Genomic DNA, 24255 nt, shown 5'->3' on the forward strand with positions numbered 1-24255 from the left:
GGGTGTCACCAAGCACTAAGACCGCCATCTATAAGCAAATTTTGTCCCGTAATATAGCTCGATGCGTCCGATGCCAAATAAACCAATGCGCCAACCATTTCGTTCGCTTGTGCCATCCTGCCCATAGGAATTCTCGCCGAATACCTCATTTGAAATTCTTCGTTTTGGCCACTCTCGACACCGCCTGGGCAAATGCTATTTACCCTGATTCCCTTATTCGCCCAGTAAGTGGCAAGATATCGCGTGAGGCCGATTACCGCAGCTTTTGAAGCTGAATATACGGCGGGTGTATTAATGGCGCGGCCATAATAGAACGAACCTTCATAAATCCGCTGATCCGGCGCCATTGCACCGTAAATAGAGGCAGTTTGAACGATGCTCCCCCCCTTACCCTGTTTTACCATTTGTTTGCCTACGGCCTGCGCGACAAGAAACATGCCGTCTATATTGACAGACATGGCATTGCGCCACTCCTCCAAGCTATATTCCTCAAATGGCGCAAAGTATGCTTCCATATTGGAAGATTTCCCCCCTGCATTGTTGTGGAGTATGTTGATTTCGCCGAATGCATTAACTACTTGCTCGACCATTCTGGCAACCGCTTCCGGGGAGGTAACATCACAGGCAACACCGACTGCCTTTATCCCATGATTTTTTATCAATTCATCAGCAAACGCTCGGCATTTTGATTCATCAAGATCTACAACTGCCACATTGGCGCCAAATTCGGCCAAGCCCCTACAAAATGGCTTGCCCAGAATCCCCACCCCTCCGGTAACAATGGCGGTTTTCCCTTTGAGGCTGAACCATTCCGGGTTAAATGTCTCACTCATGCGCCCCTCCTCTCATTAAAAATTCAACGAACTTGAAATCAAGCTCACTATCGATATCGATAGAACGTTCCTCAGGCATCACATAAAGCAAAGTATCTGGTTGAAAAATGGCGCGCTCCACAAACAAAGCATCATGGCGCCAAACATAGATGGAGGCATTCATGTCATAGCACTTGGGCGCGTCCTGACGGCGCACGATAGCTTTTTCAAGCGGCTTGGATAGTCGTACCACTCCATCTTCGCCAACTTCGACAAGATTGAAATAAGGGGAACGCCTCGCTGGCGCTCCCGTTATTACATTAGAAACCTCGCGTTCTTCCAGAAGCCTGACTGCTCCAGCGATATCTTCCGGTAAACGCAAGGGGGACGTAGCATCCAGATCAACCAATACATTGAATTTACTGCTGGCTCGATTTTCCGCTTCGAGGACACAATGCTGAATAGCGGGCAGTTTTGCCGCCGTGTCACTTGCCATTTCGTCTGGTCGCTTGATCAGCATATCTGCACCATACCGGCCAGCAACTTCCAGAATTTCATCTGAATCACTGCTGACAGCTATAGCCTCAAAAAGCTTCGATGCCTTTGCCTGTTCAATACTGTGTGCAATAAGGGGCTTCCCGAGCAACTCTCGAGTGTTCTTTCCCTTTACCCCTTTAGATCCGCCTCTCGCGCAAATTGTGCATAATCTAGCCATGAGCTGTTACCCATATTTCTTTCTTCGCTGCAATTTCTGCAGAGTCAATCATCTTCATGACTGCGAGCCCGTCTTTATAGTTACATAGCTTGGCAAAATCACCGGCGAGCATAGCCTTATGTTCATCAAGATATGTTACATCACGTTCAACATTCACTAACTCGGTGTTGCCGTCAATGTCAATCGTCCCTTTTACAAAATCGATCTTGAGCGAATGCTGGTCAGTGTGCACAAGCACCTCCCTGCGTGCGACCCTGTCAAGATAATTCACATGAATGCTCACAAGCGGACAGGCATTCATCTCCAACAGCAGGGTATAGAAATCATCACTATCAATTTCAAGATGACTGAAATGTCCGCCAATCGCAGTCAGCCGCACCCAGTCGCCAAACAACCATCTCATGTAATCCAGCTCATGGCTTAGATCTCGCAGCACCCCGCCCCCCTCGGAACGTTTGGCTGAATAACTACATCGATAATCTGTCGATGGCCGCCATTGAGGCAAATATTGCCCTACATATGCAAAGGCGGATAACGGGCGCTGATCAACAAGAAAATCGCGCAATCTGTTAATCAGTGGGTGGAATCTCAGGTTATAGGCGACAGCAAGGCAAGCAAAACGATTGGGCGGTACCTCATAAACCTGGTCAAAAAGCGGTTTCTCAACTAACACCCTGCCTTCGAAATCATATTGTGCGAGGGTAGACAATACGCTATGGTGCTCATGGGTTTTGTTTGCCAAAACCACGTATTCCGGCTTCCACTCTTCCAAGGCTGTGCCAATATCACAAAAAACAACTGGATGCTCAATTTCTCGGCTGCTCACTACAGCAACCTCGCACCCTAGCTCCTTAAGCAATCGAGCATGCCGCTGCCCAATAGACCCGAAACCAACCACCAGAACCCTCATTGCGCATCCCCAGAGTGCTCCAAATTGGCTCTCTCAAAGTCCTCGACGTGACCAATATCCAGCCAGTATTCACGCACTGGGAAAGCAATGGTTTTGCTTCTATCGGCAATCAAACGGTCAAACAGGGTAGGCATGTCGAAAAAATCGCTCTTGGGGATCATGTCCAGTATTTCTGGCTCGAGCATATAAATCCCTGCGTTGACGAAAAACGTTTGAACCGGCTTTTCCTCGATGGCCGTGATGCTGTGATGATCCATTTTGACCACTCCGTAGGGTACCTGAAAATCATACTCCCTGACACACATGGTCGCCTTTGAACGGTGCGCCCCGTGAAAATCAACAAGCTGCGTAAAATTAACCTTAGTCAACAGATCGCCGTTCATGACCAGAATGGGCGAATTCGGCCTTTCCGGCAGTAAGCTGAGTGCTCCGGCAGTCCCTAGTTTCTGAGATTCGCGCAGATACCGGATATCTACCCCCCAACGCGAGCCATCGCCAAAATATTCGGTAATGGCCTCCGACATATAATTAACGGAGAGATAGAAGCGCCGAAAACCGTATTCGATAAAATTGAGTAAAATGGTTTCGAGGATGGGTCTCCCACCTATTTTCAGCATGGGCTTAGGGCAATTCTCAGTCAGTGGTCTCAGCCTGACACCAAGGCCTCCCGCCATCAACACCACCAGATTATCCCGCTCTTTGGGTGCAAGCAACTCGTCGTGCGTCTCTAGTCTTACGACCCGACCGGCCTTATCGACTACAGGCATGTGACGCAAATTTCTGATCTCCATGCGAGTCAGAATCGCTTCGCGCGCGTCATCTTCCCTGCAAACGCTGGGATTCGGATTCATTATCTTATCGACGGTCTCATTCAGCGCCACGCCACGCAAAATTCCGCGCCTGACATCGCCATCAGTCACCGTACCTAGCAAGTGATTGTCACCGTCCACCACCAACGCGATTTGCATGGCACTCGAATCAATAAGTTGTATCGTGTCGCGTATGGACGAATCTGGCGAGACAAGTATTTTTTTAATATCTTTCATTCTGGTATATGGTGCTCACGATTAGTATGCCGGACCGTCTATTGTTGTTTCTCTCCAACAATGAGCCATTCCTTGACTTCATGTTTGCGACCTTCCATCGTACGCGTCAATAATTCAGTCTCTTTGATTTCAAATCCCTTGATCAGCTCGGGTATTTCGGACAATTCCGTAAACCTATTAAATCCCTTATTCAGCAATGGCCCCTCGGCCACGATCCAAGCATTGTGTCCCACAGGCTGGCCTGTACCATCACCCCAACAGCCTTTAGCAAAAGCTCGGGAAAACAGCTTTCCACCCGGTTTGCATACCCGCGCCAACTCGGCGTAAATCTTTACTGAATCGTTAAAAGAGTTGCAGCAAATAGCCTCGTTATCAATTACTGCATCAAAGACACCATTTTCGAAGTCGAGGAGGGTGATATCACCGACTTTCAATTCCCCCTTCCACCCTGGGCATTCCGAATCAAGGCGAGCTTTAGCTTGCGCTATGGCTGTCGCGGAGCCGTCCACCCCATAAACCGTGAATCTTTCTCTGGCGATATACCATAGATTCGCACCCGGGCCACAACCCACCTCCAGGATCTGGACCGCAGTGCGATCTGGTACCCGATAAAAATTGCGGGCCACGAATCGGATCAAATCTTCGCCGGGATATTTGCCCCACGCTTGCGTTTTGAATACCTGCTCCCAAACCGGATCAAATGACATGCCACCCCCAATAATTACTTCGTTAACTGATGAAAAATACTGCTCAAAGACTTAATGCCCACCGAATATATCATCCCATTCGACAGGCTGATCCGCATTAACTGCAGTATGAAGTATACGATTGCAAACCAATTCAAAATGTTCTGCGAATATGCCCGAATTTGCGCGTTTAAATATCAGATCGTTTTCTGACAATCGCCTTCCCGCGTGCAGATCGCATGCTGCAACTAGGCGCTTACGCACAATTTGCTTGGTCTTCTCCTCGCTCGGATTTGGACGCTTTATGCCATCGCCCATTGCGGATTCGATATTCCGGATAGCGCGAACCATGGCTGACAATTCGCCTGGATCCATTGAAGCCTTATGGTCTGGACCTTCCATTTCCTTATCCAGCGTAAAATGCTTTTCAAGTACTTCGGCCCCCAAAGCAACGGCTGCTACCGGCACTTCGAGCCCAATGGTATGGTCGGAATATCCGATTCTTATCTTGAATGCTTCTTTGAGCGTCAGCATCGCCCTGAGATTCACTTCATTCATCGGGCATGGATAATTGGTCGTACAGTGCAGAACTACCAGCTCTTTCTGGTTTATCTCCCTGATGAGGCGCATGGCAGTCTCAACCTCACCAAGTGTCGACATGCCGGTTGAAAGGATGATTGGCTTTTGCTTGAATGCGGCACGCCGAAGAAACGGGTAATTGTTCACCTCTCCAGAACCTATCTTGAGCCAAGGTATATCAAGTTCATCCGCCAGAAAGTCCAAACTGTCTTCCTCGTCAGGCGTGGAAAGAAACAGTATCCCCGTGCGTCTGCAATATGTGTGCAATTCCCGGAACTCATCATAGCTAAGTTCGAGCTTCTTAATCATCTCGAATTGCGAATTGCTTACTGCCAGATTTTCTTTTTGGTAATCTGCCATGTCTGCATGGCGAGTGACTATCTTTTCTGTCTTGAAAGTCTGGAACTTTACGGCATCCGCTCCCGCCTTGCGGGCTGCATCAATCAATTGATAGGCTAGTCCGATGTCACCATTATGGTTGACGCCAGCTTCCGCAATAATGAATGTCTTTCCGTTCACTTGAAATTCCTGATTAATGCATTCCATTCACTCTTGTTCACGTCAAGGTTGAATTTTTTTGTGAGTAACTCATGTCTGGTGCGCGTAGTCATTGCGTTCAGCAAGGCACTTACGATCCGCTCCGAATTACGGCCGTCCTTGAATGGATCATAAGGGTTGATACAACTGCGACTAAATTGCTGGAAGGCCGGGCTCAAGACACGCTCCAAAGCTTCTTGGATCGCTAGCGGATCATAATTCACGTGAAGAACAGACTCTGCCGCCATTCGATTTTTCTGTCGATTGCCCACATTGACTGTAGGCACCCCAAAGGATGCCGCTTCAACCAATCCGCTTGAGGAATTTCCCAACACCGCGGAACTATTTCTTAGGACAGCCAGATAGTTTCTGCTTCCAAAATTATCCACGAACAGCGCATTCGTCCGATCATCTACAAACCTCTTGATGCATTCCACCACCTCATCTGCACCTTTCTCGGCCCCTGGGGATGTAAGAACAACCTGGTACTCCGGAAAATATCCCAGCGCCTGCAGCAATGAATCGACCTGGGCAGACACTGAAAACTCCGAATCCAGCGAGGCTGGGTGATATGTGACCAGAATGAACTTCTGCTTCAGGGACAATCCGAAGCGTTCCTTGATCTCCTCTGGTGTGGCCAGATCCTGGCGATGGATCGAATCCAGGCCGCATTCGCCGGAGACCGTGATACGCCAATCTTCCTCTCCCATTCTGCTGATGTTCTCCGCATAGTGCTCGTTCGCGGCAAAGTGCAGGTGCGCCAGTTTGGTGTGCGCATGCCGTATGCAGTCATCAATCACCCCTTCTGTGACCTCACCGCCACTGATATGAGCGATAGGAATCCCATAAAGCATGGCTGGTAGCGAAGCGCCGAAAAGTTCCCAGCGGTCTCCCAATATGACCAAAGCATCATAAGATTGGGTGGCGAACCACTGTCCGAGGCTGGCTTGCGCCAACGAAAGAGATTTAGCCTGCGCCTGTGCGGAACAGTCTTCAAGCAGGAACTCCACGGGAATCATTCTTATACGTGCGTCTTCCCCCCAATCCGCCTCGATCTCATGCCGTGTCATTCCCTTCGATTGCAGGTGATGTGCTCCAGCTACAAGGATGTCTACGTTAAATACCTCGGCGGATTGCGAGATGAAATTTCGCAACAATCCATAATCCGAACGAGCACTGGTATAAATAGCTATTTTTTTCATAGCGCGGCAATCAATTCATCAGCGGTTCTCGACATATCCCTAGCGCTATACCTTGCATCGCAGGGGATGCTGAGCAGTTTGTCCGAGAGTGCGTGGGGTTGGGAGAGGAATGATGTATCCCAATGGATAGGGCAATAGATACGTTTTGTCCCAAGTGTGCTGTGCACTGCGTCACGCGATTTTTTGTCGCTGAACTTGCATACGAAATATTGAGAAACTCCATGCCCGTAAACAGGCAACTCGCATGCATGACCAAGACGCGCTGCCAGCACAGCCGTATTTTCAGCCACAGCCACACGTTGACTTGAGATGTCAATTGCTGACATCACTCCGTTGCTGGCATAGCTCATACCATATCGTCCGGCTGGTGCATTGTCCAGTATCTCCTCTGCCTGACGCAGCATGATAAAATTCTCGTCATCAGCAAAATCTTGCCTTGCCGAATATCCACGTGAAAGCATCGCTGCCGCGCGCAATGACCAGAAACTCTGGCGTGCGGGTTCACTCGGTGCTGGCACGGAATGCTTATTGCTCCCGCAAAAGGCCCCATCCGGAAATGGTCCTGACTTGCGCAAGCTTGCCATGGAAAAATCCGATTCTTGTATCACTTCAGCCAACCCTTCGGCATTGAATAACAAGTGAGTGGCATCCGACACTAGTGTGACGTTCTTCTCGCGTAACTTCTTCAGCAATCCAATATCCGGAATACCAAAGAAATGGATCACCAGTACTACATCATCTGGCTGGGTATCAGCTATCCAGTCGTGTACCCCACGCAGACTGTCATCCACATCGTAATACATGACCGGCTTCCCGACCTGCCTGACAGATGACCATACTGAATGGCATAAATAGTTAGGCAACCAGATCCGTCCGATCTCCAAGCCGGAGAAAAGGGAGAACAGTGTATCTCTGCCAGTTGCAAAATATGAGAGTTTGCTGAAACTCATCGTCAACTCTTTTTCCAAGCTATTCGAGATTGGCGCAGAAGTTTGAAAATAATACTCCCCGCCGATCATGCCTCACCCCGCGCATCGCTTATCAGAAAGAAGTTCGGGTATTTCAGGGTCAGGCGCGCGCGCTCAGCCTGGTAACGTATGTCATCGCAGACCCAGCGTGAGAGATGGAAAGGCCTGCTCTCTGTCGCAAATTTTTTCTTAAAGCGACTCAATCCATCACTTTCATCGGCAGCATGCCCTCCACCCAAATGTAAATTCCGATACCCGGCATTCCCATATCGCAATGTTGCCTCCGCCATCATCAATTCAACCGGCTGCAGTTTCATAAAATCACGATGCGAAGCACTCAGATGGTAGTGAGCCCAATCCGCGCCATCCAGCAGGAAGAAGGCAGCTGCGATCAGCTTACCACTTGACGGATCATGCACAGCTGCCAATTCGCAGTTGTCGCCAAAATGAAGCGCGTGCTTCTGAAAAAACTCTTCCGAAAAAAGATAGTAGTTATTGGTCTTCTTTCCATCCATCAGCCCATGATAAATACTATAAAATTCTCTAATTAAACTTTCTTTGCACGTTTTCAAGGGGTGAAAGTGCGTCATCAAATCATGGCGGCGCGCATAGTTGATCGACCATCGCAACTTTTGCGGCGAGCTAGCGCTAAACTTGTCTAAATCCCCGCCTTGGGTCAAGGTGCGAACATAGGTTGTGCGGTTAAACTCTGACTGTCCACGCGGCAACCACTCTTGGTTTCCGAGGAAAGGAGAATGCCTTATAAAGGCGCAAACCACATTTTCTTCTTGAAGAAATTTGCGCAGCTTCTCCAGCAACGCCATTGAAACCGTGCTACCGGTTGCACTCAATATCCCACCATAGCCATATGCAGTATATGCCTCATATACCCTATCTCCGATCTTGCGCAACAGCAGCGGCAGATACCATTCTGAAACCCCATCGTTGATGCATACGCTGACTGTTTTTGCACCATCATGTTCAGCGAAGAGCGACTGGTATGCTTGTGTGAAATATATCGGTAGTGAGCCGCTGGGGATGTGATCCACCCAGTCGCATGGCTGCCTCATTGCTTCCCCATCGCTTTCACTGACTCACTCGCTATATGCCAATCCAACAGTTAACCTTTCAGCTTGCCCAAGCTTGCACTACTGGGGATATTGATCAGACGCCGCTCAATATCTTTAGCCACCTCCAGATCGCCCATCGCCGGGCATGCCTTATATATATCCAATTCATGCATCAGTGTCCACGCTGGGCGCGTCATTATCCCCGAGCTGTTGGTGGCCTCAAGCAGCACATCACGCTGATTTACAAACTGCCGGTCCAATAGCAAAACATTCAACCAATAATTGCTTTGAGCAAACTCTGGCTCAGTATAAAAATGAACGTTATCAACGCCTATAAAAGCTTTCTTGTAGCTTTCTGCCAGCGCTCGCTTTTCCTTGATAAAGATTGGCAGCTGCTCAAGCTGCGCGCAGCCCAGCGCAGCATTGATATTTGGCAAGCGATAATTGAAGCCGATCATGTCGTGAGCAAACGACCATTTGTGGGGAACCTTTGCGGTCGTGGTTATATGCTTCGCAACCTTGGCGATCTCTGGATCGTTTGTAAGAATAGCGCCGCCGCCGCCGGTAGTGATGACTTTATTCCCGTTGAAGCTTAGCGCCGAAACTCTGCCCAAGTTTCCGGTGTGCCGCCCCTTGTAATACGACCCTAGCGATTCGGCGGCATCTTCAACCATCTCAAGCCGATAGTGGCGACATACCTCAACTAGCGGATCAAGGTCAACGGGGTGCCCGAAAGTATGCATCGGTAAAACGGCTTTGATACGGCGGCCCGTTTTCTTATTGAAGCAGCCATCCGCCCGAAATTCAGAAATCTCTTTGAGATAATCAAAGAGCTTTTTTGGATCAAGTCCTAAAGTAGCTTCTTCACTGTCCACAAAATGAGGAATAGCCCCGCAGTAGCTGACAGCATTGGCCGTCGCAATGAAGGTGAGGGTTGGCATCAGCACCTCATCATCCTGCTTTACTCCGACCAACTTGAGGCAAACATGCAATGCCGCTGTTCCATTGACTGCTGCTACGGCATATTTGACACCGGTATAGGCCGCAAGGTCTGCCTCGAAGCGGTCAACAAATTTGCCCACCGATGAAACAAAGGTAGAGTCAAGACACTCTTTCAAATAGAGCCACTCGTTGCCAGAGAAATTGGGTTCGTGCAGTACCACAGGCCCCTCCCCGACGACAGTGCGTATTGCCGAAACAACTTGTTCAGTCAGCATAATCGGGGGGCTCTTGGCATTCATAGGTTATAGATATCTGCTTTGTAGCCAGCCAGATTGCTCGGTCGCGTAAACCATTCTGCGGTTTCTGCCAAGCCACGCTTGAATCCTTCGCGTCCGCCATAGTTTGGCTGCCAACCAAAGAGCTGCTTGGCTTTTGCATTTGCGGCCCACAAACGCTCAACCTCGGAGTCCTCGGGACGTAAACGCGCTTCATCCGTGATGATCTCAATCTTGGTATTCATCGCTTCAGCGATAAGCTGTGCCGTATCACCGACTGAAATCTCAAAATTGCTGCCGAAATTGACCACCTCACCCAGCCCATGGCCAGAATTCAGTACGGCGATGAATCCAGCTACCGTATCCTGCACGAAATTGAAATCCCGGGTCGGCGATACCGCTCCGAGCTTGATCTGGCGCTTGCCATTCGCTATTTGAGTAATGATGGTCGGGATCACTGCCCGTGCCGACTGGCGCGGACCATAGGTATTGAAGGGGCGTGCAATAACCACAGGCAGACCGAAGGACGCATAGAAGGAAAAGGCCAGCTGATCAGCCGCAATTTTTGTGGCCGAGTACGGCGATTGGCCCTGCAATGGGTGCTCTTCGGTGATCGGCACAAAACGCGCTGTGCCATATACCTCGCTGGTCGAGGTATGAATAACCCTCTTAACACCCAGCTCACGCGCCGCTTGCAACACGTTCAGTGTGCCTTTGACGTTGGTATCCACATAGGTATCCGGCGAATGGTATGAATAAGGGATAGCGATCAGTGCGGCCAAATGCAATACCGCATCACAACCTTTCATCGCCTCCTTTACGCCATGTGGATCGCGAATATCACCTGCGAATACCTCGAACTGACCTCTTACATCTGGTGCGCACTGATCCAGCCATCCCCATGAGCCAAAGGAGTTATAAAGTACCAATGCGCGGACTTTGTACCCTTGGCGCACCAGAGACTCTGTAAGATGGGATCCGATAAAACCATCGGCCCCTGTTATAAGTATTTTATTTAATTCCATTTCGCCGCTCTCGGTCAGTCAATAACAAAACCAGTTCTATTGGGTGCAAGAAAACAATCTGTGAATCGATATTCCCTGGCTCAAACTATTTTTATAATTCTCCGGGCCTGCATTTCACTTAGAACGTAGCCCACGCAAGTGTCCAAATCTATTGAGCCAGTATTCACAGTTAATTCTGCTTTTTTTGGCTCCTCATACGGAGACGAGATACCCGTGAAATTTTTAATCTGTCCGGCACGGGCTTTTTTGTAGAGGCCTTTTACATCGCGCGATTCGCACATCTCGATGGGGCTGTCACAATATATCTCGATGAAATCTCCATGTTCGACCATGCCGCGAACACGCTCCCGATCTTCACGAAAAGGTGAAATAAAGGCAGTCAATATGATGACCCCTGCCTCCATAAATAATTTAGCAATTTCTCCCACCCGGCGGATGTTCTCAACCCTGTCTTCATTTGTAAAACCCAAGTCTCCACACAGCCCATGTCTTACGTTATCCCCATCCAGAACAAACGTACGACATCCGTGTTGATGTAATTTTTCTTCCACTGCGTGCGCTAGTGTAGATTTGCCAGCGCCGGATAATCCAGTAAACCAAAGAATTGCACCACGGTGACCATTTTGTGCTTCGCGGCGTGATCTGGTGACGGTAGCGTGATGCCAATTCACATTAGTCGAAATACTTGCAAATTCTTTGCTCATGGATTGAGTCCCCTGATTACCTGGCTAAATTTGCGCTTCTGCTCACACGCACAAAAAATTCCGAATTATGCGAGTCAAATTTATTGCAAAGAAGTTCTTTGCCTGTTTGATAATGCACGACGCCGCCTGCCATCAAACTACCGCATGTGCTGCTGCAGTATCCCATTCCATGGTTAGCACTAAACGTGGATAGAAATGCGCTGCACCCTCTGCAACCAAACACAATTTAAGTGAGCTCCCCATGCGTATACATTCATATTCTTCCAGCTTATATTGCTACAGTACGTTTCGTCAGTATGTGAAAGGCTAACCACTCCTTTGAGTGGCTCATCTGTAGGCTCGGTAGAACTCGGATCACTCAAGCTGTTTCTGCAGAACGTTTAACGTACGCGCCCACACCGATTGCTGTGTAGTAACAAACATTCAATATAGGGACGTATGCAATATCAAAAATAGGTTGCCTATTCTCTATAAGGGCAATGTTGACAGTGAATTCGCCGCATTTCGTGTATAAGTCCCCTAGTGCTACCGAGTGGGCCAACTAGCCAGTACCGCCTCCGGTACTACGCGACATATGGTATGTCAGTCGCTTCTTCGGAAGAATTGGATATTGTTCTTGTGTCAGCATGGCAAGCCTGAAACGATGGCTCGTTGTAAAACGGGATCGGCTATGGTGAGTGGCGAGTCGCCCGCCTTGCGGATATCACCCACATCGCCACTATGAAAACCGTCATGTAGCCTCGCCTGCCTCATAAGCTAGCTTATAACTTCATGCAATAAATCTTCTGACAGCATCCTCTACTAATGGGCGACCGATTCTTGTCACAGTATGCACACAGCCTAGGAGACGGGCACTTATGCGCGTTCTCCAGCAAGCCCGCTTTGCTCCGCTTCACGCTTCAGTTCTTCGATCTCTGTTCGCAGCCGCTCATATTCCTGCATCTTGTATTTAAGGAAGTGTACGGTGATGCGCGCCTTTTCTTCGACACCTTGGGAAGTAAGCAAATATGCATACCCCAGCTTGTTATCGCTGTTGCGGAAATTGCTGACCTTCAGGCAACCCTTCTCGATCAATGCATTGAGGCAGTAATTAATCTTGCCGAGGCTGACGCCCAGCCGCTTCGCCAAATCTCTTTGGGAAAGCCCAGGATCATTTTCTAGTGTTTTGAGTAAGCCGTAGCTGGTAGTATCGTCGAACATAATGTGCGTTCAGCAAATGAACGTCAGGCATTACAACAGCCTTACCACAATACTGTCAAGGGGCAATGATACGCCGCCCCTTGACGATGCCTTTGTTGCCAGTATGGGGAATATATCAGATCAATTTGCAGCTGTTACAGAAGCAGAACGGCAATTGCATTGGACGAACAGCTGACTTGGCATGCCCCCTCTCTGGGGCAGCGTTCAGGTATGTGGTTTAATGCCCCGCTTGCTTGCGCAACTGCTGAATCGCGCGCAACTGGGCAATAGCTTCGGCCAGTTCAGCCTGCGCTTGGGCGTAGTCGATGTCTGAGGTGCGGTTCTTGAGCGCCTCTTCCGCGGCCTGTTTCGCTTCCAAGGCGCGCGCCTCGTCCAGGTCGCCACCGCGTATCGCGGTGTCGGCCAGAATGGTCACCACGCCGGGCTGCACTTCCAGCATGCCGCCGGAAACATAGACCAGTTCTTCCTGCTCCTGGTCAGGGCGCTTGATGCGCACCGCACCCGGTTTGATGCGGGTCAGCAGCGCGGTGTGGCGCGGGTAGATGCCCAGCTCGCCCATTTCGCCCGGGACTGCGATGAATTCAGCCAAGCCGGAGAAAATCTGCTCCTCCGCGCTCACCACGTCCACATGTACGGTCATTGCCATGGTTGCTCCCACTGATTATTGCAGGGTCTTGGCCTTCTCGACCGCTTCTTCGATGCTGCCCACCATGTAGAACGCCTGTTCCGGCAGGTGGTCGTATTCGCCGTCCACAATGGCCTTGAAGCCCTTGATGGTGTCCTTCAGCGACACATACTTGCCCGGTGCGCCGGTAAATTGCTCGGCGACGTGGAACGGTTGCGACAGGAAGCGCTGGATCTTGCGCGCGCGCGCCACGGCCAGTTTGTCTTCAGGCGCCAGTTCGTCCATACCCAGAATCGCGATGATGTCGCGCAATTCCTTGTAGCGTTGCAGCGTCTGCTGCACGCGGCGCGCCACGGTGTAGTGCTCTTCACCCACGACCAGCGGGTCGAGCTGACGCGAGGTGGAGTCCAGCGGGTCGACCGCAGGATAGATACCCAGCGAGGCGATGTCGCGGGAAAGCACCACGGTGGAGTCCAGGTGCAGGAAGGTGGTCGCAGGCGACGGGTCGGTCAAGTCGTCCGCCGGCACGTACACGGCCTGGATCGAGGTGATCGAGCCTACCTTGGTCGAGGTGATGCGTTCCTGCAGCCGGCCCATTTCTTCGGCCAGCGTAGGTTGGTAACCCACTGCGGAAGGCATACGGCCCAGCAGCGCGGACACTTCGGTACCGGCCAGGGTGTAACGGTAAATGTTGTCCACGAAGAACAGGATGTCGCGGCCTTCGTCGCGGAACTTCTCGGCCATGGTCAAGCCGGACAGGGCAACGCGCAGACGGTTGCCGGGCGGCTCGTTCATCTGACCGAACACCATCGCCACTTTGGACTTGGTGAAGTCTTCTGTGTCGATAACGCCCGCATCGGTCATTTCGTGGTAGAAGTCGTTGCCTTCGCGGGTACGCTCACCCACGCCGGCAAACACCGACAGGCCGCTGTGCTGCTTGGCAATGTTGTTGATCAGCTCCAGCATGTTCACGGTCTTGCCCACGCCGGCACCACCGAACAGGCCAACCTTGCCGCCCTTGGCGAACGGACAAACCAGGTCAATCACCTTGATACCGGTTTCCAGCAGGTCAACCGAGGGAGACAGTTCATCAAACTTGGGGGCTGCCTGGTGAATAGAACGCTTTTCGGCGCTCTTGATCGGGCCCACTTCGTCGATCGGGCGGCCCAGCACGTCCATGATGCGGCCCAGTGTGCCGGTGCCGACCGGCACCTGGATCGGGTTGCCGGATGCGTTCACGACCATGCCGCGGCGCAGACCGTCAGAGGAACCCATGGCGATGGTACGCACCACGCCGTCGCCCAGCTGTTGCTCGACCTCGAAGGTCAAACCCGCTTCTGCGGTGGATGAACCCGCATCCGCCAAGGTCAGCGCTTCATATACCTTGGGCATTTTGTCGCGCGGGAACTCGATGTCAACCACCGCGCCGATACACTGAACAATCTTTCCTTGACTCATTTTTAAGATTCCCCGTCTAAATTATTTCTGAATACTTTGCGCCGATGACTAGCTGATCGCCGCTGCACCGCCAACGATCTCGGAAATTTCCTTGGTGATCGCTGCCTGGCGCGCCTTGTTGTAAACCAGCTTGAGCTCGCTGATGACATTCTTCGCGTTGTCGGAGGCGGCCTTCATCGCCACCATGCGCGAGCTCTGTTCGGAAGCGATGTTCTCAACCACGGCCTGATAAACCAAGGATTCGATGTAGCGCAACAGCAACTCGTCGATCACCTTCTTGGCATCCGGCTCGTAGATATAGTCCCAATTGCCTTCGGTGGTGCCCATTTGCTCGCCGGTCAGCGGCAGCAACTGTTCCATGCGCGGCTCCTGCCGCATGGTGTTGATGAAGTGGTTGTAGCTCAGGTAGATCGCGTCAATTTCACCGGCTACGTAAGCATCCAGCATCACCTTCACGGCGCCGATCAGCTTTTCCACATGAGGCGTATCGCCCAGCCCGGTCAAATGCGACTTGACCTTGGCGCCGATGCGGTTCATGAAGCCGAAGCCCTTGTTGCCGATGGGGCACACCACGAGACCCTTGCCCGCAGTTTCCCACGACTTCATCTCGTTCACTGCCAGACGCAGCAGGTTGGTATTCAAACCGCCGCACAGGCCCTTGTCCGAGGTGACAACGATCAAACCGACGTTCTTCACGGTGTCGCGCTTGGTCAGGAATGCATGCCGGTACTCCGGATTGGCGCGCGACAAGTGGGCGGCGACGTTGCGTATCTTTTCGGCATAGGGGCGGGCGGCACGCATGCGTTCCTGCGCCTTGCGCATCTTCGCCGCTGCTACCATCTCCATCGCACGGGTGATCTTGCGCGTATTTTCAACGCTCTTGATCTTGGTGCGAATTTCTTTGCTGCCTGCCATGGTTTAGCTCCCGCTTAGTAAGCCGCTGTTGCCTTGAACGCTTCGACAGCAGCAGCCAGCAGCTTCTCGTTGTCGCCGGACAGATCCTTGCTGGATTCGATCGCATCCATCAGGTCCTTGTTCTTCGAGCTCAGATGCGCATGCAACCCCGCCTCGAAGGCCAGCACTTTGGGCACGGCCACGTCGTCAAAATACCCCTTGTTCACAGCAAACAGCGTCGCGGCCATCTTGGAAACGGACAGCGGTGCATATTGCAACTGCTTCATCAACTCGGTCACGATCTTGCCGCGCTCGAGTTGCTTGCGAGTCGCCTCGTCCAGATCGGAGGCGAATTGCGCGAACGCAGCCAGTTCACGGTACTGCGCTAGCGCCAGACGCACACCGCCACCGAGCTTCTTGATGACCTTGGTCTGCGCTGCACCACCCACGCGGGACACCGAGATACCGGCGTTGATCGCGGGACGGATGCCGGCGTTGAACAGGTCGGTTTCCAGGAATATCTGACCGTCGGTAATGGAAATCACGTTGGTCGGCACGAAGGCGGACACGTCGCCTGCTTGTGTCTCGATCACCGGCAAGGCGGTCAGCGAACCGGTCTTGCCCTTGACGGCGCCTTTGGTGAAGGCTTCGACATACTCTGCGTTCACGCGGGCGGCGCGCTCCAGCAAACGGGAGTGCAGATAGAACACGTCGCCGGGGTAAGCTTCACGGCCTGGCGGGCGGCGCAACAACAGGGAGATCTGGCGATAAGCCCAGGCTTGCTTGGTCAAGTCGTCATATACGATCAGCGCGTCTTCGCCGCGATCGCGGAAGTATTCGCCCATGGTGCAACCGGCATAAGGTGCCAGGAATTGCATCGCAGCTGAATCGGAAGCGGTAGCGGCAACCACGATGGTGTATTCCATCGCACCGTGCTCTTCCAGCTTGCGCACCACATTGGCCACGGTCGAAGCCTTCTGGCCGATGGCAACGTAGATACAGGTCATGTTCTGACCCTTCTGGTTGATGATGGCGTCCACTGCCACGGCAGTCTTGCCGGTCTGGCGGTCGCCGATGATCAGTTCGCGCTGGCCGCGGCCGACCGGCACCATGGAGTCGATGGACTTCAGGCCGGTTTGTACGGGCTGGTCGACCGACTTACGCGCGATCACGCCCGGCGCGACCTTTTCGATCTTGTCGGTCATCTTGGCGTTGATCGGACCCTTGCCGTCGATGGGCTGACCCAGCGCATTCACCACGCGGCCGCGCAGTTCGGGGCCAACCGGCACTTCCAGAATGCGGCCGGTGCACTTGACGGTGTCGCCTTCGGTAATGTGTTCGTATTCGCCCAGCACCACGGCGCCGACGGAGTCGCGCTCCAGGTTCAGCGCGAGGCCGAAGGTGTTGCCGGGAAACTCCAGCATTTCACCCTGCATCACGTCGGAAAGACCGTGCACACGAACGATACCGTCGGTCACGCTGACCACCGTACCTTCGGTGCGCGCCTGCGTCAGGGCCTCGAAGTTCTCGATGCGACTGCGAATCAGATTGCTAATTTCAGAAGGGTTGAGCTTCATCTGGATTTCCTTATCTTGATAAATCTTTTATCAGGCCAATGTGCCTGCCATCAAGCAAGCGCGTTCGCCATCTCACCGAGACGGGTGCGGGCCGAGCCATCGATCACCTTGTCACCGGCACGGATCACTACGCCGCCCAGCAATTCCTTGTTAACTTTGCAGGTCAGCTTGATTTCGCGACCCATGCGCTTCTTTAGCGAGGCAACAATCTTTTCCTGCTGTGCGGCAGACAATTCAAACGCGGAATCCACTACCACATTCACGGTTTTTTCCGCTTCCGCGCGCAAGGCCTCGAAGATGGCGGCGATTTCCGGCAGGATCAACAGGCGCTGGTTATCCACCAGCACCCTGGCGAAATTGCGCTGTTGCGCGCTTGCCTGGCTACCCAGCAAGCCCTCCATCAGGCTCTCGACTTGCGCCTTGTCAACCCGCGGATTGGTGGCTACCGCGCGAACTTCCGGGTAATTGATCGCCTCGGCAAGGGACAGCAGCATTTCCGACCAGCCTTTCAGGTCCGCCTTCTTTTGTGCCTCTTCAAATGCCGCCTGGGCATAGGGGCGTGCAGTGGTAATGGCTTCGGACATGGCGTTCAGATTTCCGCGACGAGTTTGTCGAGCAGATCGTTATGCGCCTTGGCATCGATCTCGCGACCGAGGATCTTGCCTGCGCCGGCCAATGCGATCGCAGAGACCTGAGTGCGCAATTGTTCCTTGGCTTGAAAGACTTGCTGATCAACATCAGCATGCCCTGCCGCAACAATTCGATCATACTCCACCTTAGCCTTGGCCTTGGCTTCTTCGACGATCTCGCTCGCGCGTTTCTCGCCGCTCGCCACGATGTCGCCTGCTTTTTCCTTGGCTTCGCGCAGGATCTCTGCAGAACGCTTGGAGGCCAGTTCGAGGTCGTGCTTGGCGCGCTCGGCATCGGCCAAACCGTCGGCGACCTGCTTCTTGCGTGCGTCCAGCGCCGCCACGATGGGCGTCCAGACGAACTTCATGCAGAACCACACGAACAGCGCAAACATGATGAGCTGGGCGAGGAGAGTTGCATTGATATTCATGCAAGCTACCTTTCTTAGTTATGCGTTTCGCGTTGCGCGGATTAACCCACCACAGCGAACAGAACGTACATCGCGATACCCACAGCGATCATCGGAACGGCGTCGACCAGACCCATCACCACGAAGAACTGGGTACGCAACATCGGGATCAGTTCGGGTTGGCGTGCTGCGCCTTCCAGGAAGCGACCGCCCAGGATACCGATACCGACGGCTGCGCCGAGAGCGCCCAGACCCATCATCAGTGCTCCGGCGATGTACAGCAGTGCGTTTGCCATTTCCATTTGTATTTCTCCTATTTGATAAAAGTGATGTTGATGAAACCGAGAATCAGTGATGTTCCTGATGCGCCATGTCCAGATAAACCACGGTCAGCGTCATGAAGATGAACGCCTGCAGGGTCACGATCAGGATGTGGAATATCGCCCAACCGAGTGAAAGCAGGATTTGAGAACCGAACAGGGTCACGCCACTGAACGAAAAGCCCGCCCAGGCGCCGCCCATCAGCGCGATCAGGATAAAGATCATTTCGCCCGCGTACATGTTGCCGAACAGACGCAGCGCGAGCGAGATCGGCTTGGCGATCAGGTTCACGCCTTCCAGCAACAGGTTGACCGGCATGCCCCACTTTCCGAACGGCTGCAGGGTCAGTTCGCCCATGAAACCGCCCAGGCCCTTCATCTTGACGCTGTAGTACAGCACCAGCAGGAACACGCCGATCGCCATGCCGAAGGTCGCATTGGGATCGGTCGAAGGAACAACCTTGAAGAATGGAACACCCAGCATGCTCATCAGGCCGGGAACCCAGTCGATGGGAATCAAGTCCATCAGGTTCATGCAGAATACCCAAAAGAAGATGGTCAGCGCCAGCGGGGCAACCATGTTGTTCTTGGCCGAGAAGGAACCGCGCACGCTGCTGTCGACGAACTCGATGGCCCATTCACAGAAGTTCTGCAGGCCCCCCGGCGTGCCGGAAACGACGCTCTTTGCCACGCTGCGGAACGTGAACATGATCACGGCGCCCAGCAGCAGGGACATGATGAAGGTGTCGAGATTGAGCGCCCAGAAGCCCATCGCCTTGGCTTCCTCTGCGCTATGTGCAATACCCCAAGTGCCGTCGGGCAATTGGCCGTAAGTCAGGTTTTGCAAGTGATGCTTGATGTACCCTGCTGTTGTGTGCGCTTCGCTAGACATTTTTAGTCGCTATCTCAGTCTAAAACTTGTTCAACCTATTCAGGAACAACCGGCCTGCCAGCAGTGCCGACTGTCCTGTCACAAAACCACCCAGCACAGCGAGCGGCGATAATTTCAGCGCCGCCATGCACAAGCCGAGCAGCGCAACAACCACCAAAAATCTTTCGGCGGCGTAAAAATACATGAGCCGTAGTTGACGATGAGCACCACTGGGATGTTGTGCTTCATGTGCGGAATGCAAAGCTGCCCGGGACATCCTCCACGCCAGCAATGCTCCGTTGAGAACCGATACCAATCCCCCGCTTAACACCGCTACTGCATATTCCGGAGCACCATTCAGCCCGTAAGCGACGCCCGCGACGATCAGGGCGATTACCACCTGCAGCCCAACCACTTGGCGCGCCAACCTCTTTTCTTTGGCCTCTACGGCACAAAGGGTGGCGATTATAGAGACGCTTGCCGGGGGTGTCAAACATTGTTGTGGCGTCTCACCCGCGTCTTTTCCCACTTATTTGCCCTTCTTGAGCCTGCCCAGGAATTCATCCAGCTGATCATGGTTGGCATAGGCAATGACCAGCTTTCCCGTGCCCTTGTTGCCCGGTTTGATTTCCACAGGGGTTCCGAGGCATGCGCTCATTTCCTCCTGCAGCCGCTGGGTATCGCGGTTGAGCCGGTGCGCCTTGGGTTTGTGCTTTTCCGGCTCATCGACCTGCTTCTGCGCCAGTTTTTCCGCTTCGCGCACGGACAGCCCTTCCAGGACGATCTTGTTGGCCAGCAATATCTGCTGCGCGCTCTCCAGCGACAGCAGCGCGCGTGCATGTCCCATGTCCAGCTTGTTTTCCATCAACATGTTCTGCACGGCCTGCGGCAGCTTGAGCAGGCGCAGCAAGTTGCTGGCTGCGCTGCGCGAGCGGCCTACTGCCTCTGCGGCGACCTGGTGCGTCATCTTGAATTCGTCGATCAGGCGCTGCAGACCGATAGCCTCTTCCAGCGGATTCAGGTTCTCGCGCTGGATGTTCTCGATCAGGGCCATCGCCAGCGCCGCATTGTCCGGAACGCTGCGCACCAGCACCGGCACATGGGTCAGCCCGGCCAGCTGCGCGGCACGCCAGCGCCGCTCGCCGGCGATGATCTCGTAGCTGCTGTCGGCAAGCTGCCGCACCAGAATCGGCTGCATGATCCCCTGCGCCTTGATCGAGGCCGCGAGTTCATCCAACGATGCCTCGTCCATATGCGAACGCGGCTGGTACCTGCCCGGTTTGAGCAGCGTGACGTTCAGATCGCGCAGCACCTCGTCTTTTTCGCTCTTGCCGCCGGACAGCAATGCGTCCAGTCCGCGCCCCAACCCCTTGTGCAGTTTTGCCATGATTGCTTCCCTTATGCTGATGCAGCCGATTGCGCTGCGTTGTTCAATAATTCCCCGGCCAGCGCCAGATAGGCCTGTGTTCCCTTGGATAACTTGTCGTGATACAGCACCGGTACACCAAAGCTGGGCGCCTCTGCCAACCGCACATTGCGCGGGATCACGGTGCGGTAAACCTTGCTGCCGAAGTGCTCCTGCAATTGATCCGAAACCTGCTGTGCAAGGGCATTGCGCGGGTCGAACATGGTACGCAGCAACCCTTCGATTTCTAAGTCCGGATTCAGGTTGGCGCGCACCTTGCGAATAGTATTCACCAGGTCGCTCAGCCCTTCCAGCGCGTAATATTCGCACTGCATTGGAATCATCACCGACCTCGCCGCGCACAGGCCGTTCAGAGTCAGTAGATTCAGCGCGGGCGGGCAATCGATCAGCACGTAGTCATAATCTGCCGCGACACCCTGCAAGGCATCGCGCAGGCGCGTTTCGCGATGTGCCAGACCGACTAACTCGACTTCCGCGCCCGCCAGTTCACGGTTGGCGGGCAGCAGGTCGTATTTTCCGGCTTCCGAGTGTATCCGCGATTCGGCTACCGTCTTGCCTCCTAGCAGCACATCGTAGACGCTGACCTGCAAATCACGCTTGTCGATGCCGCTGCCCATGGTGGCGTTGCCCTGCGGATCGAGGTCGATCAGCAGCACTCGCTGCTGGGCCGCCGCGAGGCTGGCCGCCAGATTTACGGTGGTGGTGGTCTTCCCTACCCCACCCTTCTGGTTGGTTATTGCCAGTATTTTCTTCATGTTGCTTCGCTCCCCTTTTCATGGTGCTTAGTCGCTGGGCATATTGCAATTACCAGGCTGCGCGCCGCATCCAGCCCCGGCACCTGCAGCGGTATCACGCGTTCCACCAGGCATCCTTCCGGAACACCCGCCAATTCCCGTTGCGGCGCACCCTTCATCGCAGCCCAACGCCCGTGCTGCGCCATCAGATGGCGGGTGCTGCGCAGGAATTGACCCAGATCGCTGAACGCCCGCGAGATGATCCCGTCGAAACGCTCCGCTGTTTGCCACTCTTCCACACGCTCGCAGTGAACGCTCACGTTTCTCAAGTCCAGTTCGATGACTGCCTGTTGCACGAAGCCGGTTTTCTTGCTGTTGCTGTCCAGCAGGGCGAACTGCCAGTCCGGCTGTGCGACCGCCAGTACCAGCCCCGGCAGGCCCGCGCCGCACCCCACATCCAGCCACCGCCCTGCCCACAGATGCGGCATAGCCGCGAGGCTGTCGAGCAAGTGATGGCTCACCATCTGCTGTTGATCACGGATTGCGGTCAGGTTATAGACCCTGTTCCATTTGTGCAGCAACGCCAAGTAGTCCAGCAGCTTGCGCTGCGCCTCCGCGTCCAGCGCAATCCCCAACTCCGCAATGCCACGCTGCAACTCCTCTGAAGGACTCATGCGCGCTTCTGCTGCCGGTCATCGTGGAACCCGCGCTTGATATGCACCAACAATAAGGAAATCGCCGCAGGGGTAATCCCGGAAATGCGCGCCGCCTGCCCGACGGTCTCGGGTCTATGCTGGTTGAGCTTCTGCTGTACCTCGATGGACAGGCCACGCACCTTGCGGTAATCGAGATTTTCCGGCAGCCCAAGCGTCTCGTATTGCTCGTTGCGCCCGATCTCGTCGCGCTGCCGCTCGATATAGCCGTGGTATTTCGCCTGGGTTTCCACCTGCTCGGCGACTTTTTCGTCACTCACCACAACCCCCGCACCAGGCAGGGTCAGCAGGCTGGCATAGTCCACATCCGGACGGCGCAGCAACTCATGCAGCGAGTACTCACGCTCGATCGGCTTGCCTAGCACGCGCATCGCGTCCTCTTCGGGCAGGTTGCGCGGATTCACCCAGGTGTTGCGCAACCGCTCCTGTTCGCGCGCGATGGCCTCACGCTTCTGCTCGAATGCGTGCCAGCGCACATCGTCCACAATGCCAAGTTTGCGCCCGATCTCCGTCAGCCGCAGATCCGCATTGTCCTCGCGTAACTGCAGGCGGTACTCCGCGCGGCTGGTGAACATGCGATACGGCTCGGAAGCGCCGCGCGTGATCAGGTCGTCCACCATCACGCCCAAATAGGCCTCGTCGCGGCGCGGACACCAGGCTTCGCGCCCAGTGACCTGCAGCGCCGCATTCAGCCCGGCCAGCAGACCCTGTGCCGCCGCCTCCTCGTAGCCGGTCGTGCCGTTGATCTGCCCGGCGAAGAACAGCCCATGAATCGCCTTGGTTTCCAGTGAGCTTTTCAGCCCGCGTGGGTCGAAATAATCGTATTCGATCGCGTAGCCGGGACGCAAGATATGCGCGTTTTCCAACCCCTTGATAGAGCGCACCAGAGCCAGTTGCACATCGAACGGCAGGCTGGTGGATATGCCGTTGGGATAAACCTCGTGGGTGGTCAGCCCTTCCGGCTCGAGAAAAATCTGGTGCGAGTCCTTGCCGGCAAAGCGCGTGATCTTGTCCTCGATCGACGGGCAGTAACGTGGCCCGATCCCCTCGATCACGCCGGTGAAGAGCGGCGAGCGGTCCAGCCCGCCGCGGATGATGTCATGGGTGCTTGGGTTTGTCTCGGTGATCCAGCAGGGCAGCTGCCGCGGATGCTGCGCGGCATTGCCCAAGAACGAGAACACCGGCACGGGATCGTCACCCGGCTGCTCCTGCATCACCGAATAATTTATGCTGCGCCCGTCGATGCGCGGCGGAGTGCCGGTCTTCAGCCGCCCCACCGGCAGATCCAACTCGCGCAGGCGGTGTGCGAGGCTGATGGAGGGGGGGTCGCCCGCACGGCCTGCCGGATAATGAGCCTGCCCGACATGTATCAGGCCGGACAGGAAGGTGCCCGCCGTGAGCACTACGGTTTTTGCGCTGAAACGCAGACCCAGTTGCGTGACCACCCCGCATACCCTGTCCCGATCAACCAGCAGATCGTCCACCGCCTGCTGGAACAGCCACAGGTTAGGCTGGTTCTCCAGCCTCGTGCGGATTGCCTGCCTGTAAAGGATGCGGTCGGCCTGCGCGCGCGTCGCACGCACTGCGGGCCCCTTGCTGGAATTCAGGATGCGGAACTGGATGCCGCTCTCGTCGGTGGCTGCCGCCATCGCACCGCCGAGCGCATCCACCTCCTTGACTAGGTGCCCCTTGCCGATCCCGCCGATAGATGGGTTGCACGACATCTGCCCGAGCGTCTCGATGTTGTGGCTGAGCAACAGGGTTTTGCAACCCGCGCGCGCACTGGCCAGGGCGGCCTCCGTGCCGGCGTGCCCACCGCCCACTACGACCACATCGAACATATCGGGAAAATTCATGCAGCAACCGCCTCAAAAAGGACGCGCATCATACAACAGCGCATCAGGAAACCCAACGGTCATGACGGAAA

27 protein-coding genes are annotated in these 24255 nt (G+C 54.1%); all 27 read right to left on the bottom strand.

Features of this window, described 5'->3' with window-relative positions; translation table 11 throughout:
- Window positions 1-5 precede the first annotated feature (5 nt).
- The 27 genes from ACRRNM_RS09120 to mnmG all read right to left on the bottom strand — a co-directional run bounded on the left by ACRRNM_RS09120 (window position 6) and on the right by mnmG (window position 24184).
- On the bottom strand, window positions 6-833 hold the full coding sequence (locus tag ACRRNM_RS09120) for an SDR family oxidoreductase (RefSeq protein WP_435627915.1): 828 nt from the start codon (window positions 831-833) through the stop codon (window positions 6-8).
- On the bottom strand, window positions 826-1527 hold the full coding sequence (locus tag ACRRNM_RS09125; RefSeq protein WP_435627916.1) for a cytidylyltransferase domain-containing protein: 702 nt from the start codon (window positions 1525-1527) through the stop codon (window positions 826-828). Before ACRRNM_RS09125 ends, ACRRNM_RS09120 begins: the two co-directional genes overlap by 8 nt.
- On the bottom strand, window positions 1520-2437 hold the full coding sequence (locus ACRRNM_RS09130; protein ID WP_435627917.1) for a Gfo/Idh/MocA family protein: 918 nt from the start codon (window positions 2435-2437) through the stop codon (window positions 1520-1522). Before ACRRNM_RS09130 ends, ACRRNM_RS09125 begins: the two co-directional genes overlap by 8 nt.
- A complete protein-coding gene (locus ACRRNM_RS09135) occupies window positions 2434-3483 on the bottom strand; it encodes a nucleotidyltransferase family protein (protein WP_435627918.1) in 1050 nt (349 codons plus the stop codon). Before ACRRNM_RS09135 ends, ACRRNM_RS09130 begins: the two co-directional genes overlap by 4 nt.
- A gap of 38 nt (window positions 3484-3521) precedes the next feature.
- Window positions 3522-4190 (bottom strand): class I SAM-dependent methyltransferase, encoded by a 669-nt coding sequence (locus ACRRNM_RS09140; RefSeq protein ID WP_435627919.1) that lies wholly within the window; start codon window positions 4188-4190, stop codon window positions 3522-3524.
- Between the two features lie 51 nt (window positions 4191-4241).
- Entirely contained in the window at window positions 4242-5267 is a 1026-nt protein-coding gene (gene neuB, locus ACRRNM_RS09145; protein ID WP_435627920.1) for an N-acetylneuraminate synthase, read from the bottom strand.
- Window positions 5264-6487, bottom strand: a complete 1224-nt coding sequence (gene neuC, locus ACRRNM_RS09150) for a UDP-N-acetylglucosamine 2-epimerase (RefSeq protein ID WP_435627921.1) — start codon at window positions 6485-6487, stop codon at window positions 5264-5266. Before neuC ends, neuB begins: the two co-directional genes overlap by 4 nt.
- Window positions 6484-7506 carry a hypothetical protein gene (locus tag ACRRNM_RS09155; protein WP_435627922.1) on the bottom strand — a complete coding sequence of 341 codons (1023 nt, stop codon included), beginning with the start codon at window positions 7504-7506 and terminating at the stop codon, window positions 6484-6486. The genes neuC and ACRRNM_RS09155 overlap by 4 nt, the downstream gene beginning before the upstream one ends.
- Complete coding sequence (locus ACRRNM_RS09160) at window positions 7503-8504, bottom strand: GNAT family N-acetyltransferase (protein ID WP_435627923.1); 1002 nt, start codon at window positions 8502-8504, stop codon at window positions 7503-7505. Before ACRRNM_RS09160 ends, ACRRNM_RS09155 begins: the two co-directional genes overlap by 4 nt.
- Before the next feature lie 71 nt (window positions 8505-8575).
- Entirely contained in the window at window positions 8576-9742 is a 1167-nt protein-coding gene (locus tag ACRRNM_RS09165; RefSeq protein ID WP_435627924.1) for a LegC family aminotransferase, read from the bottom strand.
- Window positions 9743-9762: 20 nt separating this feature from the next.
- Window positions 9763-10767 (bottom strand): NAD-dependent 4,6-dehydratase LegB, encoded by a 1005-nt coding sequence (locus ACRRNM_RS09170; RefSeq protein ID WP_435627925.1) that lies wholly within the window; start codon window positions 10765-10767, stop codon window positions 9763-9765.
- A gap of 80 nt (window positions 10768-10847) precedes the next feature.
- A complete protein-coding gene (gene cysC / locus ACRRNM_RS09175; RefSeq protein ID WP_435627926.1) occupies window positions 10848-11471 on the bottom strand; it encodes an adenylyl-sulfate kinase in 624 nt (207 codons plus the stop codon).
- A gap of 132 nt (window positions 11472-11603) precedes the next feature.
- On the bottom strand, window positions 11604-11714 hold the full coding sequence (locus tag ACRRNM_RS09180; protein WP_435627927.1) for an inositol monophosphatase family protein: 111 nt from the start codon (window positions 11712-11714) through the stop codon (window positions 11604-11606).
- A gap of 612 nt (window positions 11715-12326) precedes the next feature.
- Window positions 12327-12671, bottom strand: coding sequence for a MarR family EPS-associated transcriptional regulator (locus ACRRNM_RS09185; protein ID WP_435627928.1), 345 nt, complete (start codon window positions 12669-12671; stop codon window positions 12327-12329).
- Between the two features lie 217 nt (window positions 12672-12888).
- A complete protein-coding gene (locus tag ACRRNM_RS09190) occupies window positions 12889-13317 on the bottom strand; it encodes a F0F1 ATP synthase subunit epsilon (protein ID WP_435627929.1) in 429 nt (142 codons plus the stop codon).
- Between the two features lie 15 nt (window positions 13318-13332).
- Window positions 13333-14754 carry a F0F1 ATP synthase subunit beta gene (gene atpD / locus ACRRNM_RS09195; RefSeq protein ID WP_435627930.1) on the bottom strand — a complete coding sequence of 474 codons (1422 nt, stop codon included), beginning with the start codon at window positions 14752-14754 and terminating at the stop codon, window positions 13333-13335.
- Window positions 14755-14802: 48 nt separating this feature from the next.
- Window positions 14803-15669: a F0F1 ATP synthase subunit gamma gene (gene atpG / locus ACRRNM_RS09200; protein WP_435627931.1), complete on the bottom strand. Its 867-nt coding sequence runs from the start codon at window positions 15667-15669 to the stop codon at window positions 14803-14805.
- 14 nt (window positions 15670-15683) lie between these two features.
- Window positions 15684-17225: a F0F1 ATP synthase subunit alpha gene (gene atpA / locus ACRRNM_RS09205; protein WP_435627932.1), complete on the bottom strand. Its 1542-nt coding sequence runs from the start codon at window positions 17223-17225 to the stop codon at window positions 15684-15686.
- A gap of 50 nt (window positions 17226-17275) precedes the next feature.
- The gene (locus ACRRNM_RS09210) at window positions 17276-17809 is read right to left on the bottom strand and encodes a F0F1 ATP synthase subunit delta (RefSeq protein ID WP_435627933.1); all 534 of its coding nucleotides are present in this window, start codon (window positions 17807-17809) and stop codon (window positions 17276-17278) included.
- A gap of 5 nt (window positions 17810-17814) precedes the next feature.
- Window positions 17815-18285 (bottom strand): F0F1 ATP synthase subunit B, encoded by a 471-nt coding sequence (locus tag ACRRNM_RS09215; protein WP_435627934.1) that lies wholly within the window; start codon window positions 18283-18285, stop codon window positions 17815-17817.
- Window positions 18286-18326: 41 nt separating this feature from the next.
- Window positions 18327-18566, bottom strand: a complete 240-nt coding sequence (gene atpE / locus ACRRNM_RS09220; protein WP_212785950.1) for a F0F1 ATP synthase subunit C — start codon at window positions 18564-18566, stop codon at window positions 18327-18329.
- A 46-nt stretch (window positions 18567-18612) separates the two neighbouring features.
- Window positions 18613-19476 (bottom strand): F0F1 ATP synthase subunit A, encoded by an 864-nt coding sequence (gene atpB / locus ACRRNM_RS09225; RefSeq protein ID WP_435627935.1) that lies wholly within the window; start codon window positions 19474-19476, stop codon window positions 18613-18615.
- Window positions 19477-19495: 19 nt separating this feature from the next.
- A complete protein-coding gene (locus ACRRNM_RS09230) occupies window positions 19496-19882 on the bottom strand; it encodes an ATP synthase subunit I (RefSeq protein WP_435627936.1) in 387 nt (128 codons plus the stop codon).
- A 102-nt stretch (window positions 19883-19984) separates the two neighbouring features.
- Entirely contained in the window at window positions 19985-20842 is an 858-nt protein-coding gene (locus ACRRNM_RS09235) for a ParB/RepB/Spo0J family partition protein (RefSeq protein ID WP_435627937.1), read from the bottom strand.
- Between the two features lie 11 nt (window positions 20843-20853).
- Complete coding sequence (locus ACRRNM_RS09240; RefSeq protein WP_435627938.1) at window positions 20854-21636, bottom strand: ParA family protein; 783 nt, start codon at window positions 21634-21636, stop codon at window positions 20854-20856.
- Complete coding sequence (gene rsmG / locus ACRRNM_RS09245; RefSeq protein ID WP_435627939.1) at window positions 21633-22289, bottom strand: 16S rRNA (guanine(527)-N(7))-methyltransferase RsmG; 657 nt, start codon at window positions 22287-22289, stop codon at window positions 21633-21635. Before rsmG ends, ACRRNM_RS09240 begins: the two co-directional genes overlap by 4 nt.
- A complete protein-coding gene (gene mnmG, locus ACRRNM_RS09250) occupies window positions 22286-24184 on the bottom strand; it encodes a tRNA uridine-5-carboxymethylaminomethyl(34) synthesis enzyme MnmG (RefSeq protein WP_435627940.1) in 1899 nt (632 codons plus the stop codon). The genes rsmG and mnmG overlap by 4 nt, the downstream gene beginning before the upstream one ends.
- Window positions 24185-24255 lie beyond the last annotated feature (71 nt).

The organism is Ferrigenium straubiae (assembly GCF_051257895.1).
Classification (GTDB): domain Bacteria; phylum Pseudomonadota; class Gammaproteobacteria; order Burkholderiales; family Gallionellaceae; genus Gallionella; species Gallionella straubiae.